This is a genomic window from Bifidobacterium asteroides (genome assembly GCF_048001765.1).
GTDB classification, from domain to species: Bacteria; Actinomycetota; Actinomycetes; order Actinomycetales; family Bifidobacteriaceae; genus Bombiscardovia; species Bombiscardovia asteroides_K.
On record NZ_CP181447.1, the window covers coordinates 1,023,392 to 1,041,860 of the forward strand.

An 18,469-nucleotide genomic window follows, 5' to 3' on the forward strand; every position below is an offset into this window, starting at 1 on the left:
CTGGTCGTATGCGGCCCGGTGACCAACTGCCTTCCAGTAAGAGGCCCGCAAGAAGAATACATGCGGTCAGTATGAACGGCAGCAATACAAGCCTATAAAGCCTCTTGAGCTGTATACCTACGAAAGCCAACCTCATCCGCCTTCCTCATGTCTGGTTTTGGCCCTCGGCTGCCGCCAGACATTGCTCGCTGCTTGTCCTGTCTGCTTAGTTAGTAGCGAGAGAGGATGAAAAGGTTCATTAATTTTTATCTCCGCCGGCGAGTTGAGTATGCCAGGCAAGAGGGGCTGTAAGGATAACAGCAGATAGGAGTCCCACTGTCAGTAGGATGGTCCCTGCCCAGGCTGCGGTTGTAGTGGGTGCCGAATTGACCCATGCCGGTAGGAAAAATGATGACCTAAAGTTCTGCAAAGTTCTCAATAGTGGTGCAAGTACCCCTAGGAGTAGGGCAATCCAAGAGCATTGCCATATGCATAAGAGGGCCACGATATTCGCCAGGAGTGTTATGGGAGCTATGGTTTGGGCAATAACCGGCAGGGGCCTTATTCCAGGGTTGATTGCAGTGACAATCAATAAGGCTACTGCCCCGACGAAGATATTGGAGATAAAGGCCAGAAATAGCCTAGAAGCTACTACAACTTGAGGTCCCAGGGGCATACTGAGCATTAATTCACAATCATCCTTAATGGAAAAGACCAGGATCATGGTCAGTGCCATGTTGAGCATGAGTATATTTGAAAAGATATGCAGACCGAGACTGCCATACCGTGCACCTTGCATAAGGTTGCTAATTAAAACCGCGCATGCTGCTATCGCAATTTCCACCAGTAAGATATATCGCGGTATGAGGCGGAATTGTGCCAGAACAAGTGGGCCACAGGAACGCACTCGACGCATGAATGGTATCGGTTGATCCGTTGCCAGCGACGGCTTCTGGTGGATGGCCTTCATTACGCTAGTAAAAGCCGGAACTGCCGGTTGGGCATTCTGCTCTTTTTCCCTAAGCGCCTCTTGAACTTCACGCTGGTATTCTTCGATAACTGGGCCTGTGCTGCCTGGGCTTGTGCTCTTATATTTGTCTGTCATAATCACCCCTTCAATTATCTCTGGCTCTGCAGTTTATGGGGTTTGACTGGAGCGAGGTCGGTCAACTGCGGGCGCAGGATCTGCCTTGCCCGGGCAATGCGAGATTTCACAGTCCCAATCGGAACGTCGAGCAGGGAGGCAATTTCCGGGTAGGGTAACTCGTGGAGCCAAGCCAGGGTTACCGTATAGGCCATTTCTGCTGGGAGTGCATCAATCCTTTGCCGTATTATTTCCATCGTCAGATCCTTATTGACCAGTTCTACAGGCTCCAACTGGTCATCGGTTATCGAGTCAAGTTCCACCTGATCCATTTGGTCAGGTGGTTTCGGTTTGCGACGTTTCATATAGATTTGCCGTCGGGCAATGCTGAGTATCCAGGTAAGCACCTTGCTGTCTGCGCGGAAGGTTTTTGAGGAACGCCAGCAGCCCAGCCATGTGTCAGCAAAAACTTCACCGGCATCCTCATCGTCGGATATTCGCAGGGAAATAAAGGCTTGGACGGTATGAGCATACTTATTGTAAAGCGCTTCAAAGGCCGATTCATTTCCGTCAGCCACCATCCTGATCAGCCTTATATCATCAGCATCTGGATCAATGCGAGATCGTTTCACTGATGATGTCCTTCTCTGTTTTGTCTAGATCCCAGATATCGTCTTGCTTACGGCTATGCAAGCGGTTATCGCGGTTATGCTCCAGTGCTATTACGAATATGCTGAGATGCTGCTTCTGGGGTCGCCCTACTGTGAATCTGGTCGCAGGGCAACCCATTACTGTTTTGTATGAAGCTGATTCTTTTCAGGTGTCCTAGCGCTTATTTACGCCCTTTCAAGTACTTCCGTATCTTCTTCAGGGCCCAGTCGTAGTGGCTGGAGGTCGAAGAGATGAAGGCAGAGCCCAAGGTAGAGTTTCCGGTCCATGGGAGGGCGCCCTTGGTGAACAGCTGTTCGTTGGTGAACGATTGCGCCAAGGCCATGACCTTCTTATGGGATTCGACGAACAGGTTCAAGGCCTGATCGTAGGTGGTGTCATCATGCTTGTCCCGTAGCTTCACATTCATCTCGCCGTAATTACGCCAGTTGTAGCCGTCAGGAAGAAAGTCGTGGGTCCTGCCCTGCTGGTTGTCCTCCACCCAGTTCAACAGCAGCTGATGCCACTCATAGAGATGAACGAGCACATCCTTGATGTTCCTGTCGCGTGCCCAATGGGCCCCCTTCTCCTTGCTCAGGTCGAAGGAAAAGCGGCCATTGCATTCTTCAGGTGTTAGCGGCTCAAGCAGCGCCATGATTTTGTCGAAGCCATCATCAGCCGCCTTGATGAGTTCTTCCTTGGTGGTAGGTCGCGCCATGACGGTCCTCCATTTGTCTGTTGTTGACAAGATTTGACTGGTTCATCGTCACCTGTCACGGTTTGTCATTGACTGTACCCTATATGGGCCTTGCAAATGCTCGTGTGTAGGAAATCGTCGCATACTTCAGTGTTTACCTGTATTGGCGGAAAACCATCAAGTGCTCACAGTTGCACCTACCTAACAATTAAATTCATCAAGCCAAGCTCTGCATATACCCGACTTAATTTATTTAACAAGAGGCATGAGGGAATGGCAGATGTCGGCAGGCTTTGCTTGGCTCAAATATGTATTCGGGTGCATACAGCAGGATTTTTTTTTTACTCGCCTATGGCATGCGATATGACACTGACAGAGTTCTCGAATCTGGTGGTCAGAGCTTGGATTCCTGTGGCTGCGGCACCAAGCACGGATGCAATGAGCACCACTACGATCCAAGCGCCCCATTGCACGCTCATCTGTGCTTTGCCCATGAAGCGCGAGAACATGAAGGTAAGGGATGAGGTGCAGAGCAAGGTGATGACCAGGGAGAACAGTGTGCTGGTAATCATAGTGATGATGCCGTCAAGTGCGCCCAATACTCTGAGCTGACCGATTCCAGCACCTGATACGTAGGTCAGCGCCAGATCAAGTCCTCTGCCTTTGGAAGTGATCAAGGTGCCTGCAATTGCACCTGTTATCGCGATGATCAGTGGCGGTCCAGTGAGCGCCAAGAGACTCGCAAACATGTCTGCGGTCGCCGGAACAGTACTGCCTGGTTTGGGGGGCAAAGCGACTTGGATGGTGGTGATCATCGTGCTCAATCCTCCGCTGACGGTCATTAGCAATGACAGACCTGCAGTCATCGGGATGATCGCCGCTCCCTGGCGCTGTATGCTGCCGACAGCCTGCTGGCCTGCCAGCCTCCAGGTTCTGGATGGCAACGCTACAATACGCGTCCATATCGCAGTGAATCTGGGCAGGAGGTATGGCGTGAAAGCCGCTAGAGAGAATACCAGGAGGAACATGCCACCCATGGCGAAGGCGAGAAATACCGTCATCCGATCTGGAGCGGCATCGCTGCTCATCTGACTGGCACGAGGGTTAGTTGCAAGTGCAAAAGCTGGAATCAGCAACATGCAGCCAGCGCCAATCAAGCATACGATTCCCAGGAGGAAGCGGAAGACGCCTATCTGCTTTGGCGGATTCTGGGATTGCCTGAGGGCTTCCATTGGTCGTATTTTCGAGAGCGAACGGATAGTCAACAAGGTGCTTATGAAGATGGGCGCAGCGCTGAAAGCGAGGCCTTTGCCCGGCGAATCGAACAGGTGGCTGCCGGCATAGGTCAAATGCAAATCTAATGGATTTGTCACCATGGCGAAGATCAAGGGCGTAATCACTGGCAGCAAAAGGCAGGTGGCTGCAATAGACAGGATGAATAATCCCATGACTATCAGCAGATTCCAGGCCAGCAGTTGCCAAGGCAGAGCGCCTTGTAAAACCATGAGCGCCAGTTGATGCCGTCGTTGATTCAGTGCTGAGTTCATGACCCATAGCAGCACAGCTACGGTGATGATCACGCTGAATGCTAAGGCGGGACCAGTGAATGAGGATCCAAGTTCCTGCTCCGGGCCCTGATAGTCCTGATCAATGATTGCGGCGACCGCAAAGAGGGAGCAGATGACAGTCTGGGATACGACCATGGCCAGCAAGACGGCGCTCCAGACCGTAGGCGCTGCTTTGAGTTCGGACAGAGCGCCTCTCATACCATGGGCGCTTTCGCAGAGAATGATTGGCTGATTTGGCCATCGCGCACGGCAAACAGCCGATCGCACTGACCTGCCACCTCATTGTTATGCGTCACCAGTACGATGGTTTTCTTTTCGTGGTTGGCAAGTTCCTTCAGCACCGATATGACCTTTTCTCCGGATTCCTGATCCAGGGCGCCAGTTGGCTCGTCCGCGAATACCACGTCTGCGTCGGATAACAGGACCCGGGCCAGGGCAACACGTTGCTGCTCGCCTCCTGACAGCAGGGTGACGCTTTTCTTTTTCTGATCGATCAAGCCAAAGTACTTCAAGAGGGAATCCGCCGTTTTTCTGGGAAAGCGGGATCCACGAAGGGTGAATGGCAGAGCCAGATTCTGTTCGACTGTCATGCTGGTGATCAGGTTGTAGGACTGAAATACGAAGCCTAGATGCTGGCGTCTGAACTTGGTCATGGCCGACAGCCCCAGACGGGTTATGTCCTTGCCCAGCAGAAGCACGGTGCCGCTAGTGGCCTTCTCCAACCCAGCCAGGCAGTACAGCAGCGTCGATTTCCCGCTGCCTGACGGCCCGATGATACCGGTCATCTCCCCCGGATAGGCAGTGAATGCGATGTCATTGAGAATGGTCAGCGAATCGCCGCGGCGCGGGGAGACCACCATGGACAACCCCGTAGCTTCAATCGTTGGTGTCGGTCCTCTGCTCGCGCTTAGGTTGGGGTTATTCATAGTTGCATCTTTCCCTTGGATGATCATCGACGACCTTCCAGACCGAGGCATCTACGCTCAGTAATGCTGATTCGCCTCGCAGATGTCATGTGCCTTCGTTCGTCGCTTGACCCTGTATGACGGTCATCCTTGTCGTCATCAGTCAATTCCATTGATATCAGTGAAAGAAGGGATGAAATACCCTGATTTACCCTGAATTATCCCTGAATCGGCCCTGATTTTTTCGAAATAACGGACATGTTCAGGCAGGCACGCTTACGCGGCGCCACCGGTAATGTCAGCAGCGCCGAGAATCAGCTGATTACTGCTGCAGGCTCATTCGCTAAAAAGCAGCAGGGATTTGATGGCGGTGCGCTGGTCCATGGCCTCATAGGCCTCCTGGATGTGATCCAAGGCAAAGCGCTTGGTAAAGACCTTGCCTGGCTGGATGCTGCCCTTGAGCACCTGATCAAGCAGCAGATGCCTGTCATATGTGGTGACTGCGGCCGTGCCTCCTCGCAGCCCAACATTGCGCCAGAACAGCTTAGAGGTGTCCATGGTAGCCTGCTGCGGCACACCCACCCTGCCGACCACTGCGCCGGGCCGGGCCACCCTGACGGCGGTATCGGTGGACAGTTCGGTGCCCACGCATTCCAGAACCGCATCGGCTCCTGCTCCGTCGGTGAGGGCCATGACCTGCTCCACAGCAGCGTCGCCGCGTTCAGCCGCGATGTCAGTGGCTCCGAATTCACGCGCCAACCTCTGGCGGTCCTCATGCCGGCTCATGGCGATGATGCGTTCGGCCCCACGCAGCTTGGCTGCTAGGACACCGCACAGACCCACCGCTCCATCGCCCATGACCACGACCGTATCGCCTTCTTTGACCTGGGCTGTAGCGGCTGCATGATAACCGGTGGCCATCACGTCGGAGAGGGTCAGCAGAGAGTCAAGCATGTCGTCGCTGTAGTCCTCAGGTTGGCCTGGAATCTTCACCAAGGCCCAGTCCGCGTTGGTGAATCGCAGATACTCGCTCTGATAGCCGCCGCTCCCCCGCTTGTCCGGATCAAGGCAGTCACCGTCGAAGCCGGCTCTGCAGACCGCGCAGTGTCCACAGCCATGAGTGAAGGGCGCTATGACGAAGTCGCCCGGTTTGATGTGGGTGACATCCGAGCCCACCTTTTCGACCAGGCCGATGGCCTCGTGCCCTACGTGACTGCCTGAGGGCATTGAGGAAATCCCCCGGTACCACCATAGGTCGGATCCGCACACGCAGGCTCGAATGACCCGAATCACGGCATCTTTAGGCTTTTCGATGGTCGGCATCGGTGCTTCCTCCAGCTCGATGCGGCCTGGCTTCACAAACTTTGCTGTCTTCATGCTCCTGCTCCCCATTCTTCACTACCTGGCGTATTCGTCTGCCAAGTATGCGGATGAAACATAGTTTATGGAGTTCAATCCGCTCGAAGTCAAGTCAAATCCTTATTGTGCGCGATTCACTGAGGTACGGACAAGATTGTCGCACGGGAATACGGTCACAAGACGCAGCCATATATAGGTGCTTTAGAGGGGTGCTGCATAGGGGATGGTCATATAAGGGTTGCTATGTAGAGGCGGCGTATGGAGGTATCTTCATACGCCTTGTGACAGATCACATACATTCCTGCATGCATGTCATAGGCCGAACCGCTACGGTTCAACTCATTTGGTAGAGCTTTCATGACCGCCAAGCTCCTTAAGGAAAGCAGCGTAGGCCTGGGGGTTGCGATGGTTTTTGCCCGCTTGAACGATCAGCCCGTGATATTCACGCAGATCGTTCAGTGGCCATTGATCAACCCGTATAAAATCCGCTTCGTACTCTTCGCCCTCCCGGTATGACCGCAAGGAGGCCCATCCCAGACCGTCCAGCATCCGGCGTGCATAGGCGTCCCAGATGAAGCAAGGCTGGCCGAAGGCATAGAGCCGTATGACATCCGCTGTCTCGCGTCCGACTCCGGCAATAGTGAGCAGGTCGTCACGCAGGCCTTCATCCGCGCAGTCCTCCACATCGGCCGTGCGGATGCCATGAGCCAGCAGCCACTGAGCCAGGGCCTTGCAGGTGCGTGCCTTGGCCTTCATGAAGCCGCTTGATCTGATCAAGTTCGTCAGCCTTGTCAGGTCAACGTCGGCCATGTTGCAGGGGTTGAGCAGATCGGCCGTGCGCAGCTGCTCGATGGACATGGCCGCGTTTCCCCAGGCTGTATGTTGGACCAGCACCGCTCCGATCATCATCTCGAAGTCGGTCTCTGCCGGCCACCAATTCTGCAATCCCAGACGAGCGAGCAAACGTGAATACAGCCACTTTGAGCAATCAGCATTTACTTTGCCTGAATTGCCCATAACGCCTCCACCGAATTATTTGACGCTTTTCATGGTAACAGTTGGCTCCAGCCGGTGCGGAGCGAGTCAGAGGATGGCAGGCGCCTGGGTGAAGTCTGTCATAGCGCCATCGGCCTTGGAACGGATGGCATCCCAGTCCTTGGCCGAAGACTGGTCGTACATGGCCCAGACCTTCATCCCAGCCCGCTTTGCGGAATCGACGGCGACCAGAAGATCCTCGAACACTGTGCAGTGGTCGGGCGCAACGCCCAACATCCGTGAAGCCAGCAGGTAGATTTCCGGTTCCTCCTTGCCGATGCTTTCGGCGTCATCCACGCTGCAGACCTGGTCGAAACAATCGGTCATCCCAGCGTGCTTCAGAGCAGCCTGTCGCAGGCGCGGAGGGAGGCTGGTTGCCACCGCCAGGGCGGCACCGCTGGCTTTTAGCGCCTGCAGGTAATCAAGTGCATGTGGCTTGGGTTGTACAGCTGTGGCGTAGAGCAGAAGTACATCCTCGTTCCACTCCTCCACAAGATCTTCTGGGCGCTCGTCAAGGTGGAAGCGGTCGATGGTGTATCTGGCGATGGCACCGGTCTGCATGGAGGCCACTGCAGATGCGTAATCGTCCGGCATGGGGATGTTGCGACGAGCGAAGAACCGTTGGTCGATTTGCTTCCAAACTCCCATGGAATCCAGAAGTGTGCCGTCGAGATCGAAGATGGCGGCCTTGCCAATATTGACTTTTATTCTATTTTCGCCCACGCCGCAAGTTCTCCCATCTGTCGAAGTTATTCATAGTAGCATGACCTCGGATCAGGTCCGGCTCACCGGGTTTGAGCCAATGTTCATCTCAACCAGCCTTGGCTTCAGAAAAGTAGGTATGTTCAACAGTTTAATGTTGTCGCGCAAAGCATCAATCCCGGCGATTGTCAATTATTTTGCGCTCAGTGAGTGAAAAGCGCATAAAAGTCGAAGAAAATATACAATATTGATTGAAACAATGTTAGCATGCAAATACTAGAGAAAATCACCGAAAAAGGAGACTTATGGCTATTCAGGAAACAACAGCGGCCTTGGCTGATCCACTGCGTCGTCGTGTGCTGGATCTCTTGGAGCAGGGCGGCATGGAGGCCGGACGTCTGGCCGAAAAGCTGGGAATGACGCCATCCAAGCTGTCCTATCATCTGCGGAAGTTGAAAGAAGCAGACCTGATTGTCGGCCACAAGCAGGGCACCAGGGTCATCTATGAACTCAATCTGAGCGTGCTGGATAGCACCATTCAATGGCTCTACCGTCTGCGGACAAGCGCCAGTGACAAGAGAAGTCTGCCCGAGCCGCAGACTGTGAATAAGGAAACTGGTGCGACGGCGGTTTCTGAGTCCTAAGGAGACTCTCATGGCTGATGGCGGCAAAGCGGGTCGGTTCGTCCCGACCCTGGTCGTGGCTCAGTGGTTGCCGGGGATGATCATGCTGGGTGTAAGCTGCTTAGTGGTCAATCGTCTGCCAAACGAAAAGGTCCCGCTTCATTGGAACGCACAGAACCAGGTGGATCGCTGGGGCTCTCCCCAGGAGCTGGTTTGGATGCCCTGCTTCTGTCTTGTCATTGCGCTGATTTGGACCATCATGATGCTTGTCCTGCGCGCATATTTGATTAAACGTGGTGATGAAGCGGGACATACCTTAACCGTTTTTCTGCTGGGTGGGCTAGGCATGCAGATTGTTTTCGCTGTTATAGATACGTTCTCCATAGCCGCTGCCGATTCTCATTGGGACTGGTGGCCGACGGATTTCGGCATCGATAAAGTCGCCATGCTATTGACCGGTCTGATTCTAATAGTCATCGGCAATCTTGCTCCTAAAATCAGACCCAACGGCATCAGCGGTTTTCGAGTGCCAGGTGCCTACTCCAGCCGTGAGGCTTGGCGTCGTTGTCAGCAGTTTGGCGGTGTGCTCTTCATGATTCTGGGCGTGGTCATAATCCTGTCTGCCCTGGCTTATAACGGAGTCAGACTCTACTGGACCTGCGGAACCGCTCTGGCAATCGTCCTTGTACTCATTTTTGCCTATGGTTCATACGCTGGCAGAAAGCATGCCGGGCAGGGAGGACCTATCTACCACCGTTAGTTCCTGTATGCAATGCGTGAGCTAAAAGAGGCTGTAAATGACAGATCAGGATACAAGTAAGAACTTCCTGGATTCGTTGAAGGACTCAAAGCTGATTTAGATTAAATCAAGTATCCGGCAGCATGGTGCTTTATCGGCAGCGTCAGTACACGAGTCAAATTCGACAGTCCGACCAGTCATCAGCTTTCACGCTGAAGGCCCTATTAGCGGCTATGGCGCACAGCCTGTATTTCATGGAAACCAGCTTGCCGAAAACAAGGATTAAAGTCAGCGCGCTTCTGTCGGGGATATTGAGGAAGTAAGACCATCCCCGGTATCTTTCTCGTCTGACTTAACCCAAGAATGACTGGCTACACGCCCAGCAATCACCCGCGCATTTACACTCTTGAATCTGCACAGCTATCTAGCCAGTTTAGATCTCAGGGAAATTCTTGCTTTCTTAGCAACGATTCACAGTTTTACTTAAATTAATGAATTCATATAGGCCATCGTTTGATTTCTGCAGTTTAGAACCATCTATTTTAAATCCTGCTCTTTGATAAACTTTAATTGCACGTTTATTGAAGCTAGCTACTGATAAAACTATTATTCTGTAATTAAAATTATTCTGTATAAATGCTTCGATCTCTGTAACGAAATTCAATCCCAGCCCTCGTCCGGTTAAATCCGGTCTCAATCCCAATCCGACTTCCACTTTTTGCTCTGACAGCCTTTCCAAGCAAAAATAACCAACCAGTTCATCTTTATCATCCAAAATCTGATAATACTTATTTCCCCGTAACTTCGGAGTGATTATCTCTTCAAAATCCTCTGGATCATTTTCCATATCATAAAAACTATAAGTATCGCTGTAATGCCATTTTCTGGCGATCTTGTCTGCATTTGCCTGAGTTAAGTGTGCTATTTTCTTAAATTTCATATTTGATCCTTACTCAATCTTCAGATTCAGGATTATTACGGTTAGTAATGGTACAAAGACCTCGTTCAAGTGTTCCAAAAGTGGATCAATAAAATCTAAACCGCGAGATTGACACGGATCCCGTCAGCCAATTACGAATTGCGCTGTGGCTGGAGTGAGATGGTCGCGATGTTGCGCCCGAGCTGCAGGGTTATGGAAAGGTCCCTGGGCCGACTATAGAACCGGGCCAGGGACCTGCTTCACTTGTGCTTCTTCTTTTCACGGATATGCACGGAGATCTGAATGGGAGTGCCCTCGAATCCGAACTCCTCGCGCAGGCAGCGTTCCAGATAGCGGCGGTAACCGTGCTCCAGGAAGCCGGTGGCGAAGATAACGAAACGCGGCGGCCTGGTTGAGGCCTGGGTGGCGAAGAGAATCCTCGGCTGTTTGCCGCCCCGCAGCGGATGCGGGTGCGCGGCCTGAACCTTGCCCAGGAAGGAGTTGAGCTTGCCGGTCGGTATGCGCTTGTCCCACGATTCCAGAGCGGTCCGCATGGCCCTGGCCAGCCGGTTGGTGTGCCAGCCGGTCTTGGCAGACAGGTTGACCCGCTCGGCCCAGGTGACCCGGTCGAACTCGGTCTGCCAGAGCCGCTCAAGACGTTGCCGGCCGAAGTCGTCCAGCAGATCCCACTTGTTGAAGACCAGGACGATGGCCCTGCCCGCATCTACGGCCTGGCTCATGACCTTCAGGTCCTGGTCGGCGATGGGCTGGGAGGCGTCGAAGAGGATCAGCGCCAGTTCCGAGCGTTCAATAGCCGCCTGGGTGCGCAGGCTTGAGTAGTACTCGGCACCCGAGATCTTGTGTAGGCGACGCTTGATGCCGGCGGTGTCGATGAAGAGCCAGTCCTCGCCGTCCACCTGAACAACCTCGTCAACCGGGTCTCTGGTGGTGCCGGCCACATCGTGGACCACGGCCCGTTCCTCGTGGGCCAGCTGGTTGAGCAGGGAGGATTTGCCCACGTTGGGCCGGCCGACCAAAGCCACCCGGCGCAGCCCCTCCGGGGTGAGGAATCCCGAGGTCTTCTCGGCCTTGCTGAGCTGTTCCAGCGCGGCATCCAGCAGGTCACCTATTCCCCGACCGTGCATGGCGGAGATGGCATAGGGTTCGCCCAGGCCCAGCTTCCAGAATTCCGAGGCGGTGTAGTCGGCCATCCGGTCATCCAGCTTGTTGACAGCCAGGACGACTGGCTTGCCGACGGCCCGCAGCATGGTGACGATCCGCTCGTCGCTGGCGGTCAGCCCAACCTGGCCATCCACGACCAGAATGACGGCATCAGCCAGGGATACGGCTACCTGCGCCTGGGAAGCGATGGCGGATTCGATGCCCTCCACGTCGCTCTCCCAACCGCCGGTGTCCACCAGCTTGAATTGGGTGCCAGCCCACTCGGCCTCATAGCTGACGCGGTCCCGGGTCACGCCAGGGGTGTCCTCGACCACGGCGGCACGGCGGCCGAGAATCCTGTTGACCAGGGTGGACTTGCCCACGTTGGGCCTGCCCACCACGGCCAGCACGCCTACGGCCTTGGGGCCCTGGTCCTGGTCATCCTGGTTTTCGGGGCCGCCCTCCAGCAGGGCGCGGTCCTCCTCGTCCAGCTCATAGTCGTCCAGGTTCCGAGCGTACTGGTCGTAGGAGTCCTCCTCCATGGCCGAGGAGACCAGATCGATCAGGACCTGCAGGGTCTGTTCGAAGGTCAGATCGGAGTTGTCCACGGTGGTGACCCCGTCGGCAGCGCTCATGAAGGAGGTGACCTTGGAATCCCGGGCATCCCGTGCTGCCAGATTCTCGGCGCCGGCTGACCCGGACTGGGCCTGGCCGCTGCGGCGGGCCTGACGGACCTCCTCACGGGCTGTCAGCAGCACACGGACCTGGGCATCCGGGGCCACCACGGTGGTGATGTCCCGTCCTTCGGCCACAACGCCACGCTCCTGGTCGGCCATGATGGCCCGCTGGGCGGCGATGAGAACCCGGCGCACGGCCGGAATCGAAGAGACCACTGAGACGTGTTCGGAGACCCTGGTGGAACGTATCTCTTCATCCACGTCCCGGTCATCCAGGCTGACTCTGGGATGTTCGGGGTCAAGCCCCATGACCAGGTGGCCACCGGTGATGGAATCAGCCACGGCCTCGGTGATCGCCTCCTGGTCGGGCTGGTCTGCGTCCAGGTCCAGCCCGCGATCCATGCACCAGAGGGTGACCGCCCGGTACATGGCTCCAGTGTCCAGATAGGCCAGGCCGAAATGCTTGGCCAGGGCACGCGAGGTGGAGGACTTGCCCACTCCCGCAGGACCATCGATGGCGACGGTGATCACAGTCCGACCTCCTTATCAAGAGCCTTGATTTCGGCGGCGGAGAGCACCCGGTAGGAGCCCGGACGAATCTCGCCCAGTCGGATGGGTCCGATCTGGGTGCGCACCAGACGGGTCACCGGGTAGCCGATGGCGCCGAAGATGCGTCGGACTATCCGGTTCTTGCCCGAATGCAGGACAACCTTGACGATGGTGTGCTCGCGGTTGTGATCGATGATGGCGCAATGGTCCAAGCGAATCAGGCCGTCATCCAACTCGACTCCCTGGGTGACCAGCCGTCGGCAGACGTTGCCGCCAATGTGGCCGCTGAGCGTGGCTATATAGGTCTTCTCCACCTCGTAGCGCGGGTGCATGACGTGCTGGGCCAGCTCCCCGTCGTCGGTCATGAGGATCAGGCCTTCGGAGTCATAGTCCAGCCTGCCCATGTGGAAGACCCGCTCGTAGCGGTCCCCGATGATGTCGCGCAGGGTGAACCGGCCCTTGGGGTCGTCCATGGTCGAAAGGACATTACGGGGCTTGTTCAGGGCCAGTGTGACATGCTTGTCGTTCAGATGGATGCGGGATCCATCCACCCGGATCTGCTGGCGGGAGGGGTCCACCCGGCTGCCGAGCGTGGTGACCAACTCGCCGTCGACCTCGACCCTGCCCTGGGTGATGATCTGTTCGCATTTGCGACGAGAGCCGAATCCGGCCTGGGCCAGCACCTTCTGGAGGCGGATGCCCTCCTCCCCCTGTTCGCGCGCTCTGATCGCCTGTGTGTATGGATGTGGCATCGTTCTCCCAACGTGGCCTGATAGATATGTAACGGATACCGTTCTGGACGACTGCAGCCGCCGAAAGGTCATATCATACTATATCGGAGCCTAGGGAAGTGTTGTTGGCTTGCTCTAAGCTGGAAACTGTTATTGTTCATTGTTGTCGAAGGGATTGCAAGGTGGGGAACATGACTATGGAAGCAAGTGCTGAGCCGGTCCTCGAACAGGCCGACGAGCAGGTTGCCGCAAAGCCCGTCCGCAGGCGGATCAGGCCCCGTGATGTTCGTTGGATTCGTGCGGCAGCAGAGTTGGCGGGCACCTTTCTGATCTGCGCGGCCATCTACCTGTCCTACATCTTTGGCCAGATGACCATGGGCCAGGCCAGCGTGGTGCTGCCGGTCCTGGGAACCGCCCTGACCTACCTGGTCGTTACGGCCATGCTGGGCGGCGTCTCCGGCGGGCACTTCAACCCCGCCGTGACCGTGGCAGCCATGTTCACCTCGCAGATCAGCATGGTGGATGGTCTGATCTACATCGTCGCCCAGGTAATCGGCGCTATTGGTGCCGGTGCGATCGCGGTCGCCCTTGTTCCGGTTAGCAAGTCTGTGCCGGCAGCGAAGTGGCTCATACTCTCGGTCAACGGTTTTTCCGGCGGCTCACCTACTGCAGACTCTCTGGCTCTGCGGCACATCACCTTCGGGGCGCCCATGGCCATCGTAGTTGAGCTGATCGGCTGCATAATCGTGGTGGCTACGGCCATCACCACCCTGCGCTCCGACGGCCGCGCCCGTCGCAATCATGCTCTCTACACTGGGCTGGCCTATGGCGTCGGCGTGCTGGTCACCTACCCCATCACCTGCTCGGGACTGAACCCAGCTCGCTCCACTGGCATCGCCATCTTCGCCCAGTCCAAGCACATGGCTGTCAGCCCAATCTCCCAGCTCTGGCTCTTCTGGATCTGCCCGCTGCTGGCTGCTTCTCTTGTGGCCTTGGTCATCATCATGACCAGCATCGTCACTGACAACATGGCCATGCGTGCCATGGGTGCCGCTACTGATGCCCAGCCGGAAGCACAGGCACAAGTTGATGCCTTTGCTGCGACCGGCGTTCAGGCTCAGACGGGTGCAGATGCTCAGGCTGATGCCTTTGCTCCTGCAGGTGCTAAGACTCAGGATCAATCGGCCCAGGCCTCTCCTGCTCCAGTTGAAAGCCCCGCCGCTGATGCTGCCGACACCGTCACTCCTGCAGACACCTCAGCTCAGACTGTCGATGTGTCAGCTCTTTCCGACGTCGATGCTGGCCAAGATGCCGATGCAAGTAAGAATGCTGATGCTAACCAGCATGCTGTTGCACATGTCGATGCGGGAACCATTCCCGATCTGCAGGCCGAGCCCCTTCACACTGCATCTGAAAAAGAAGACAGTGACGTTGAACCCAAAGACAAGCCAACTGAAGACTGAACCACTAAGGATCGAAAGCCCGGAGGTGGTCACAGCAACAGCTGAATGCTGAAGTAGGTGATCAGAAGGCCGATACCCAGGGCGATGCAGATAAAAGCGTCGAAGGTTACTGACCGCACCTTCCAGGGGCTGCGATTCTTGAGAATCAGGCGCAGGGCGCCGCAAACCAGGGCCGCGATGGACACCAGTCCAGTCGCGGCCCAGGTGTATCCGCAGAAGGCCACGAGCGCGGCGACAAGGACCACCAGAAAGATGATGCCCTCACAGATAGGACGGCCCTCCTGAGCCTCCGAGACGAAGGGATGGCCTCGACCAGATGTCTTGGGCGGCTGTGGGGGCTTGAGGTCCAAGTTCTCGGTCTTATTTGCGTCTGCCATGCTCTCCTGCCTCTGCACTTGCTCTGCCAGTTCGAGCCTACCAGCGCTGCTGACGCAAAGCGACCGTGCCGCCATCGCCCTCGGACGATGATGGCACGGTCGCCGTTTCAACAAGGAGTGAGAGCAGTCGTATCAGTTCTTGTGCTGGAAGATCAGATGCTCATTGGCGAAGGTGTCGAAGCCCAGGCTGTAGAGCTCGCGGCCGTAGCCGGAGTTCTTGATGCCGCCGAAGGGCAGCTCAGGCATGGTCACCCAACTGCCGTTGATGAAGGTCATGCCGGTCTCGATACGACGGGCCAGGGCATCCGCATGGTCGGTATCCGAGGAGAATACCACACCACCCAGGCCATAGCTGGAGTCATTGGCCAGTTCAATGGCCTCATCCTCGTTGGCCACCTTGTAGATGGAAGCCACGGGGCCGAACATCTCCTCGTTGTAGACGGGGTTGTCACGGTCGATGTCCGTCAGAACCGTCGGGGTGAAGAAGGCCCCCGGCGAATCGTAGGGCTTGTTGCCATAGGCGACCTTGGCTCCACCGGCCACAGCCTTTTCGACCTGCTTGGCCAGATTGTCGCGGGCGGAGACCATGCACATGGGGGCCAGCGTGGTTTCGGGGTTGCTGGGATCGCCTAGAACCGCGTGCGAGAAGGCATCGACGATGAGCGAGACGAAATCGTCGTAGAGGCTCTCCGTGACGATGAAGCGCTTGGAGGAGGTGCAGACCTGACCTGCGTTCATCAGCCTGGCACTTGGGGCCACCTTCTTGAGCAGATCCCAGTCAGCGTCATCCAGGACGATAAAGACGTCGTTGCCGCCCAGCTCCATGGAGGACTTCTTCAGGTTGGCTCCAGCCGACTTGGCCACGGAGGCGCCTCCGCGCTCCGACCCGGTCAGGGCCACGCCTGAGACGCGGGGATCGGCGATGGCACGGTCCACCTGGTCATAGTTGACAAAGAGGTTGGTCAGGCTCCCCTCGGGGGCTCCTGCCTCGGTCACCGTCTCCTCGAAGGCCACAGCCGAGCCTGGCACGTTGGAGGCGTGCTTGAGGATCATGGGGTTGCCCAGAATGAAGTTGGGGGCGAACACACGCATGATCTGGTAGTAGGGGAAGTTCCAGGGCTCAACCATGAACACGATGCCGGTGGCCTGCTTGATGTAGTAGGCCTTGCCTGCGGGGTTGTCCAGGGGAACGGGAGCCAGCAGCTCCTCGGCGTGGTCGGCGAAGTAGTCGGCGATGTCCGCGCACAGCTCCACCTCGGCGCGGGCCTCGCCCACCAGCTTGCCCATGTCCAGGGTCAGGTTGGCAGCCAGGGCATCCTCGTTCTGGCGGAAGAGCTTGGCAACCTGGCGCAGTTGTGCGGGACGGTCTCCGGGGCCTTCTTGCTTACGCCAGGTCTTGTAGAGGTCATGGCCACGGGCCAGGGCGTTCTCCAGGTCCTCGTCGGTGGCATCCGGATAGGTCTTGATCAATTGGTTGTTAAAGGGATTGACAGTCTGATAGGTCACAATTTCTCCTTCGAATGATTGATAACCAGTCAGCATCTTCGCTGGTCAGTCCATTCAGCATAGCACCGCATCGGACCCCGCGGTCAAGAATTTTGTCGCAGGGCGACATTCGGCCGCGGGATCCGGTTTCATCAGTGGAAGAAGTGGCGAGTCCCGGTCAGATACATGGTCAGATCGGCATACTGGGCGGCTTTGATCACCTCAGGATCACGGATGGATCCACCAGGCTGCACCACGGCCCTGATCCCGGCTTGGATCAGATATTCCAGACCGTCTGCGAAGGGGAAGAAGGCGTCGGATGCGGCCACCGATCCCCTGGCGCGGTTACGACCCTCGTCCAGGGTGTTGGCACGCTCGACCGCCAGGTGGCTGGAGTCCACCCTGTTGACCTGGCCCATGCCGATGCCCACGGTGGCTCCCTGGTTGGCCAGGAGCACAGCGTTGGATTTGACCGAGCGGATGGCCCGCCAGGCGAAGGTCAGATCATCCATGGTCGCCTGGTCGGCGGGGCTGCCGGAGACCAGACGCCAGGTGGAGGGATTGTCTCCAGGGGCATCGATCAGGTCGGGCGTCTGCACCAGGGCTCCCCCGTCGATTTGACGGATGATCGGGCGCTGACGCGGGCGGCGTTCCACAGACAGGATGCGCAGGTTCTTCTTGGTCCGCAGCAGGTCCAGAGCCTCGGGCTCGTAGCCTGGAGCCACAATCACCTCGGTGAAGACCGGCTTGATCTGCTGGGCCATGGTCAGGGTGACCGTGCGGTTGGCAGCGATGACCCCGCCATAGGCGCTCATGGGATCGCAGGCGTGGGCACGGCGGTGGGCCTGGGCGATGTCCTCCCCCACGGCCAGACCGCAGGGGTTGGAGTGCTTGACCACGGCCACTGCGGGCAGGTCGGGGAAGTCCCAAACCGAGCGCCAGGCGGCATCCGCGTCCACATAGTTGTTGTAGCTCATTTCCTTGGCGCCGCCCAGGTGCTCTGCTGCGGCAAAGCCGTCCCGGTCCAGCGGGTCCAGGTAGAGGGTGGCCTTCTGGTGGGGGTTCTCCCCATAGCGCAGTTGGTTGGCCAGACGCCAGGTGCGAGTCAACGCCTGGGGTGGTTTCTGCTCCTCGGCCTTGTCCTGCTTGTCGTCGACCCATGTACGCGCTGTCCACTCGGCGATGGCCGTGTCATAGGAGGCGGTCAAGGCGAAGGCTTTTGCAGCCAGACGTCCGCGCTCGGCCAGGCTGAACCCGATGCCGGAGGCGATGCGATCGGCGGCCAGGGCATAGTCATCCGGGTCGGTGATTACTGCGACGCTGGCATGGTTCTTGGCGGCGGCCCGGATCATGGCAGGTCCGCCGATGTCGATGCGCTCCAGGCACTGGTCCGCGTCGGCGCCCTCAAGGACAGTCTGCTCGAAGGGGTAGAGGTTTACCACGACCAGGTCGAAGGGGGCAATGCCCAGCTCCTTGAGCTGCTGGACATGGTCGGGGTTGGTCATGTCGGCCAGCAGTCCGGCGTGGATGTGTGGATCCAGGGTTTTGACCCGGCCGTCCAGACTCTCTGGAAAGCCGGTGACCTTCTCCACCGGGGTGACCTGGACGCCCAGATCCTGCAGCTTCTTTGCGGTGCTGCCGGTGGAGACGACCTCGGTGCCTGCCTGGCGGAAGGCCGATGCCAGGGTCTCAAGTCCCTGCTTATGGTAGACCGAGACCAGCGCTCGGTTGATGGTTCGATTCGTGGTGACCATGGAAACTCCTACTC

The 18,469-nt window shown here is 57.0% G+C and carries 17 protein-coding genes; 3 read left to right on the forward strand and 14 right to left on the reverse strand.

What is annotated here, in order from left to right:
• Positions 1-238: 238 nt before the first annotated feature.
• From ACNAOV_RS03965 to ACNAOV_RS04000, 8 genes are all read right to left on the reverse strand, one after another.
• Entirely contained in the window at positions 239-1,084 is an 846-nt protein-coding gene (locus ACNAOV_RS03965) for a hypothetical protein (protein ID WP_416518040.1), read from the reverse strand.
• A 14-nt stretch (positions 1,085-1,098) separates the two neighbouring features.
• A complete protein-coding gene (locus ACNAOV_RS03970) occupies positions 1,099-1,695 on the reverse strand; it encodes an RNA polymerase sigma factor (RefSeq protein ID WP_416518041.1) in 597 nt (198 codons plus the stop codon).
• A gap of 200 nt (positions 1,696-1,895) precedes the next feature.
• Complete coding sequence (locus ACNAOV_RS03975) at positions 1,896-2,429, reverse strand: ClbS/DfsB family four-helix bundle protein (RefSeq protein ID WP_416518042.1); 534 nt, start codon at positions 2,427-2,429, stop codon at positions 1,896-1,898.
• Positions 2,430-2,749: 320 nt separating this feature from the next.
• Positions 2,750-4,174 (reverse strand): hypothetical protein, encoded by a 1,425-nt coding sequence (locus ACNAOV_RS03980; RefSeq protein WP_416518043.1) that lies wholly within the window; start codon positions 4,172-4,174, stop codon positions 2,750-2,752.
• Positions 4,171-4,836, reverse strand: a complete 666-nt coding sequence (locus tag ACNAOV_RS03985; protein WP_416518044.1) for an ABC transporter ATP-binding protein — start codon at positions 4,834-4,836, stop codon at positions 4,171-4,173. The genes ACNAOV_RS03980 and ACNAOV_RS03985 overlap by 4 nt, the downstream gene beginning before the upstream one ends.
• A 381-nt stretch (positions 4,837-5,217) precedes the next feature.
• Positions 5,218-6,258 carry a zinc-dependent alcohol dehydrogenase family protein gene (locus ACNAOV_RS03990; RefSeq protein WP_416518045.1) on the reverse strand — a complete coding sequence of 347 codons (1,041 nt, stop codon included), beginning with the start codon at positions 6,256-6,258 and terminating at the stop codon, positions 5,218-5,220.
• 321 nt (positions 6,259-6,579) lie between these two features.
• A complete protein-coding gene (locus tag ACNAOV_RS03995; protein WP_416518046.1) occupies positions 6,580-7,203 on the reverse strand; it encodes an endonuclease III domain-containing protein in 624 nt (207 codons plus the stop codon).
• 120 nt (positions 7,204-7,323) lie between these two features.
• Complete coding sequence (locus ACNAOV_RS04000; RefSeq protein ID WP_416518147.1) at positions 7,324-7,971, reverse strand: HAD family hydrolase; 648 nt, start codon at positions 7,969-7,971, stop codon at positions 7,324-7,326.
• A gap of 311 nt (positions 7,972-8,282) precedes the next feature.
• On the opposite strand from ACNAOV_RS04000, the gene ACNAOV_RS04005 reads away from it, so the two are divergent.
• Both ACNAOV_RS04005 and ACNAOV_RS04010 read left to right on the forward strand, forming a co-directional pair.
• Positions 8,283-8,621, forward strand: a complete 339-nt coding sequence (locus ACNAOV_RS04005; protein ID WP_416518047.1) for a metalloregulator ArsR/SmtB family transcription factor — start codon at positions 8,283-8,285, stop codon at positions 8,619-8,621.
• A 10-nt stretch (positions 8,622-8,631) separates the two neighbouring features.
• Positions 8,632-9,360 (forward strand): SdpI family protein, encoded by a 729-nt coding sequence (locus ACNAOV_RS04010; protein WP_416518048.1) that lies wholly within the window; start codon positions 8,632-8,634, stop codon positions 9,358-9,360.
• 439 nt (positions 9,361-9,799) lie between these two features.
• Here the strand turns inward: ACNAOV_RS04010 and ACNAOV_RS04015 are convergent, their stop codons facing one another.
• The 3 genes from ACNAOV_RS04015 to ACNAOV_RS04025 all read right to left on the reverse strand — a co-directional run bounded on the left by ACNAOV_RS04015 (position 9,800) and on the right by ACNAOV_RS04025 (position 13,397).
• Positions 9,800-10,279, reverse strand: coding sequence for a GNAT family N-acetyltransferase (locus ACNAOV_RS04015; RefSeq protein ID WP_416518049.1), 480 nt, complete (start codon positions 10,277-10,279; stop codon positions 9,800-9,802).
• Between the two features lie 239 nt (positions 10,280-10,518).
• Complete coding sequence (gene der, locus ACNAOV_RS04020) at positions 10,519-12,627, reverse strand: bifunctional cytidylate kinase/GTPase Der (protein WP_416518050.1); 2,109 nt, start codon at positions 12,625-12,627, stop codon at positions 10,519-10,521.
• Entirely contained in the window at positions 12,624-13,397 is a 774-nt protein-coding gene (locus ACNAOV_RS04025) for a pseudouridine synthase (RefSeq protein ID WP_416518051.1), read from the reverse strand. The genes der and ACNAOV_RS04025 overlap by 4 nt, the downstream gene beginning before the upstream one ends.
• 170 nt (positions 13,398-13,567) lie before the next feature.
• Here ACNAOV_RS04025 and ACNAOV_RS04030 point away from each other — a divergent pair, with 170 nt between their 5' ends.
• A complete protein-coding gene (locus tag ACNAOV_RS04030) occupies positions 13,568-14,839 on the forward strand; it encodes an aquaporin (RefSeq protein WP_416518052.1) in 1,272 nt (423 codons plus the stop codon).
• 29 nt (positions 14,840-14,868) lie between these two features.
• Here the strand turns inward: ACNAOV_RS04030 and ACNAOV_RS04035 are convergent, their stop codons facing one another.
• The 3 genes from ACNAOV_RS04035 to purH all read right to left on the reverse strand — a co-directional run bounded on the left by ACNAOV_RS04035 (position 14,869) and on the right by purH (position 18,455).
• The gene (locus tag ACNAOV_RS04035) at positions 14,869-15,216 is read right to left on the reverse strand and encodes a DUF3017 domain-containing protein (protein WP_416518053.1); all 348 of its coding nucleotides are present in this window, start codon (positions 15,214-15,216) and stop codon (positions 14,869-14,871) included.
• A 132-nt stretch (positions 15,217-15,348) separates the two neighbouring features.
• Positions 15,349-16,722, reverse strand: a complete 1,374-nt coding sequence (locus ACNAOV_RS04040) for an NAD-dependent succinate-semialdehyde dehydrogenase (RefSeq protein WP_416518054.1) — start codon at positions 16,720-16,722, stop codon at positions 15,349-15,351.
• Positions 16,723-16,853: 131 nt separating this feature from the next.
• A complete protein-coding gene (gene purH / locus ACNAOV_RS04045; RefSeq protein ID WP_416518055.1) occupies positions 16,854-18,455 on the reverse strand; it encodes a bifunctional phosphoribosylaminoimidazolecarboxamide formyltransferase/IMP cyclohydrolase in 1,602 nt (533 codons plus the stop codon).
• Positions 18,456-18,469 lie beyond the last annotated feature (14 nt).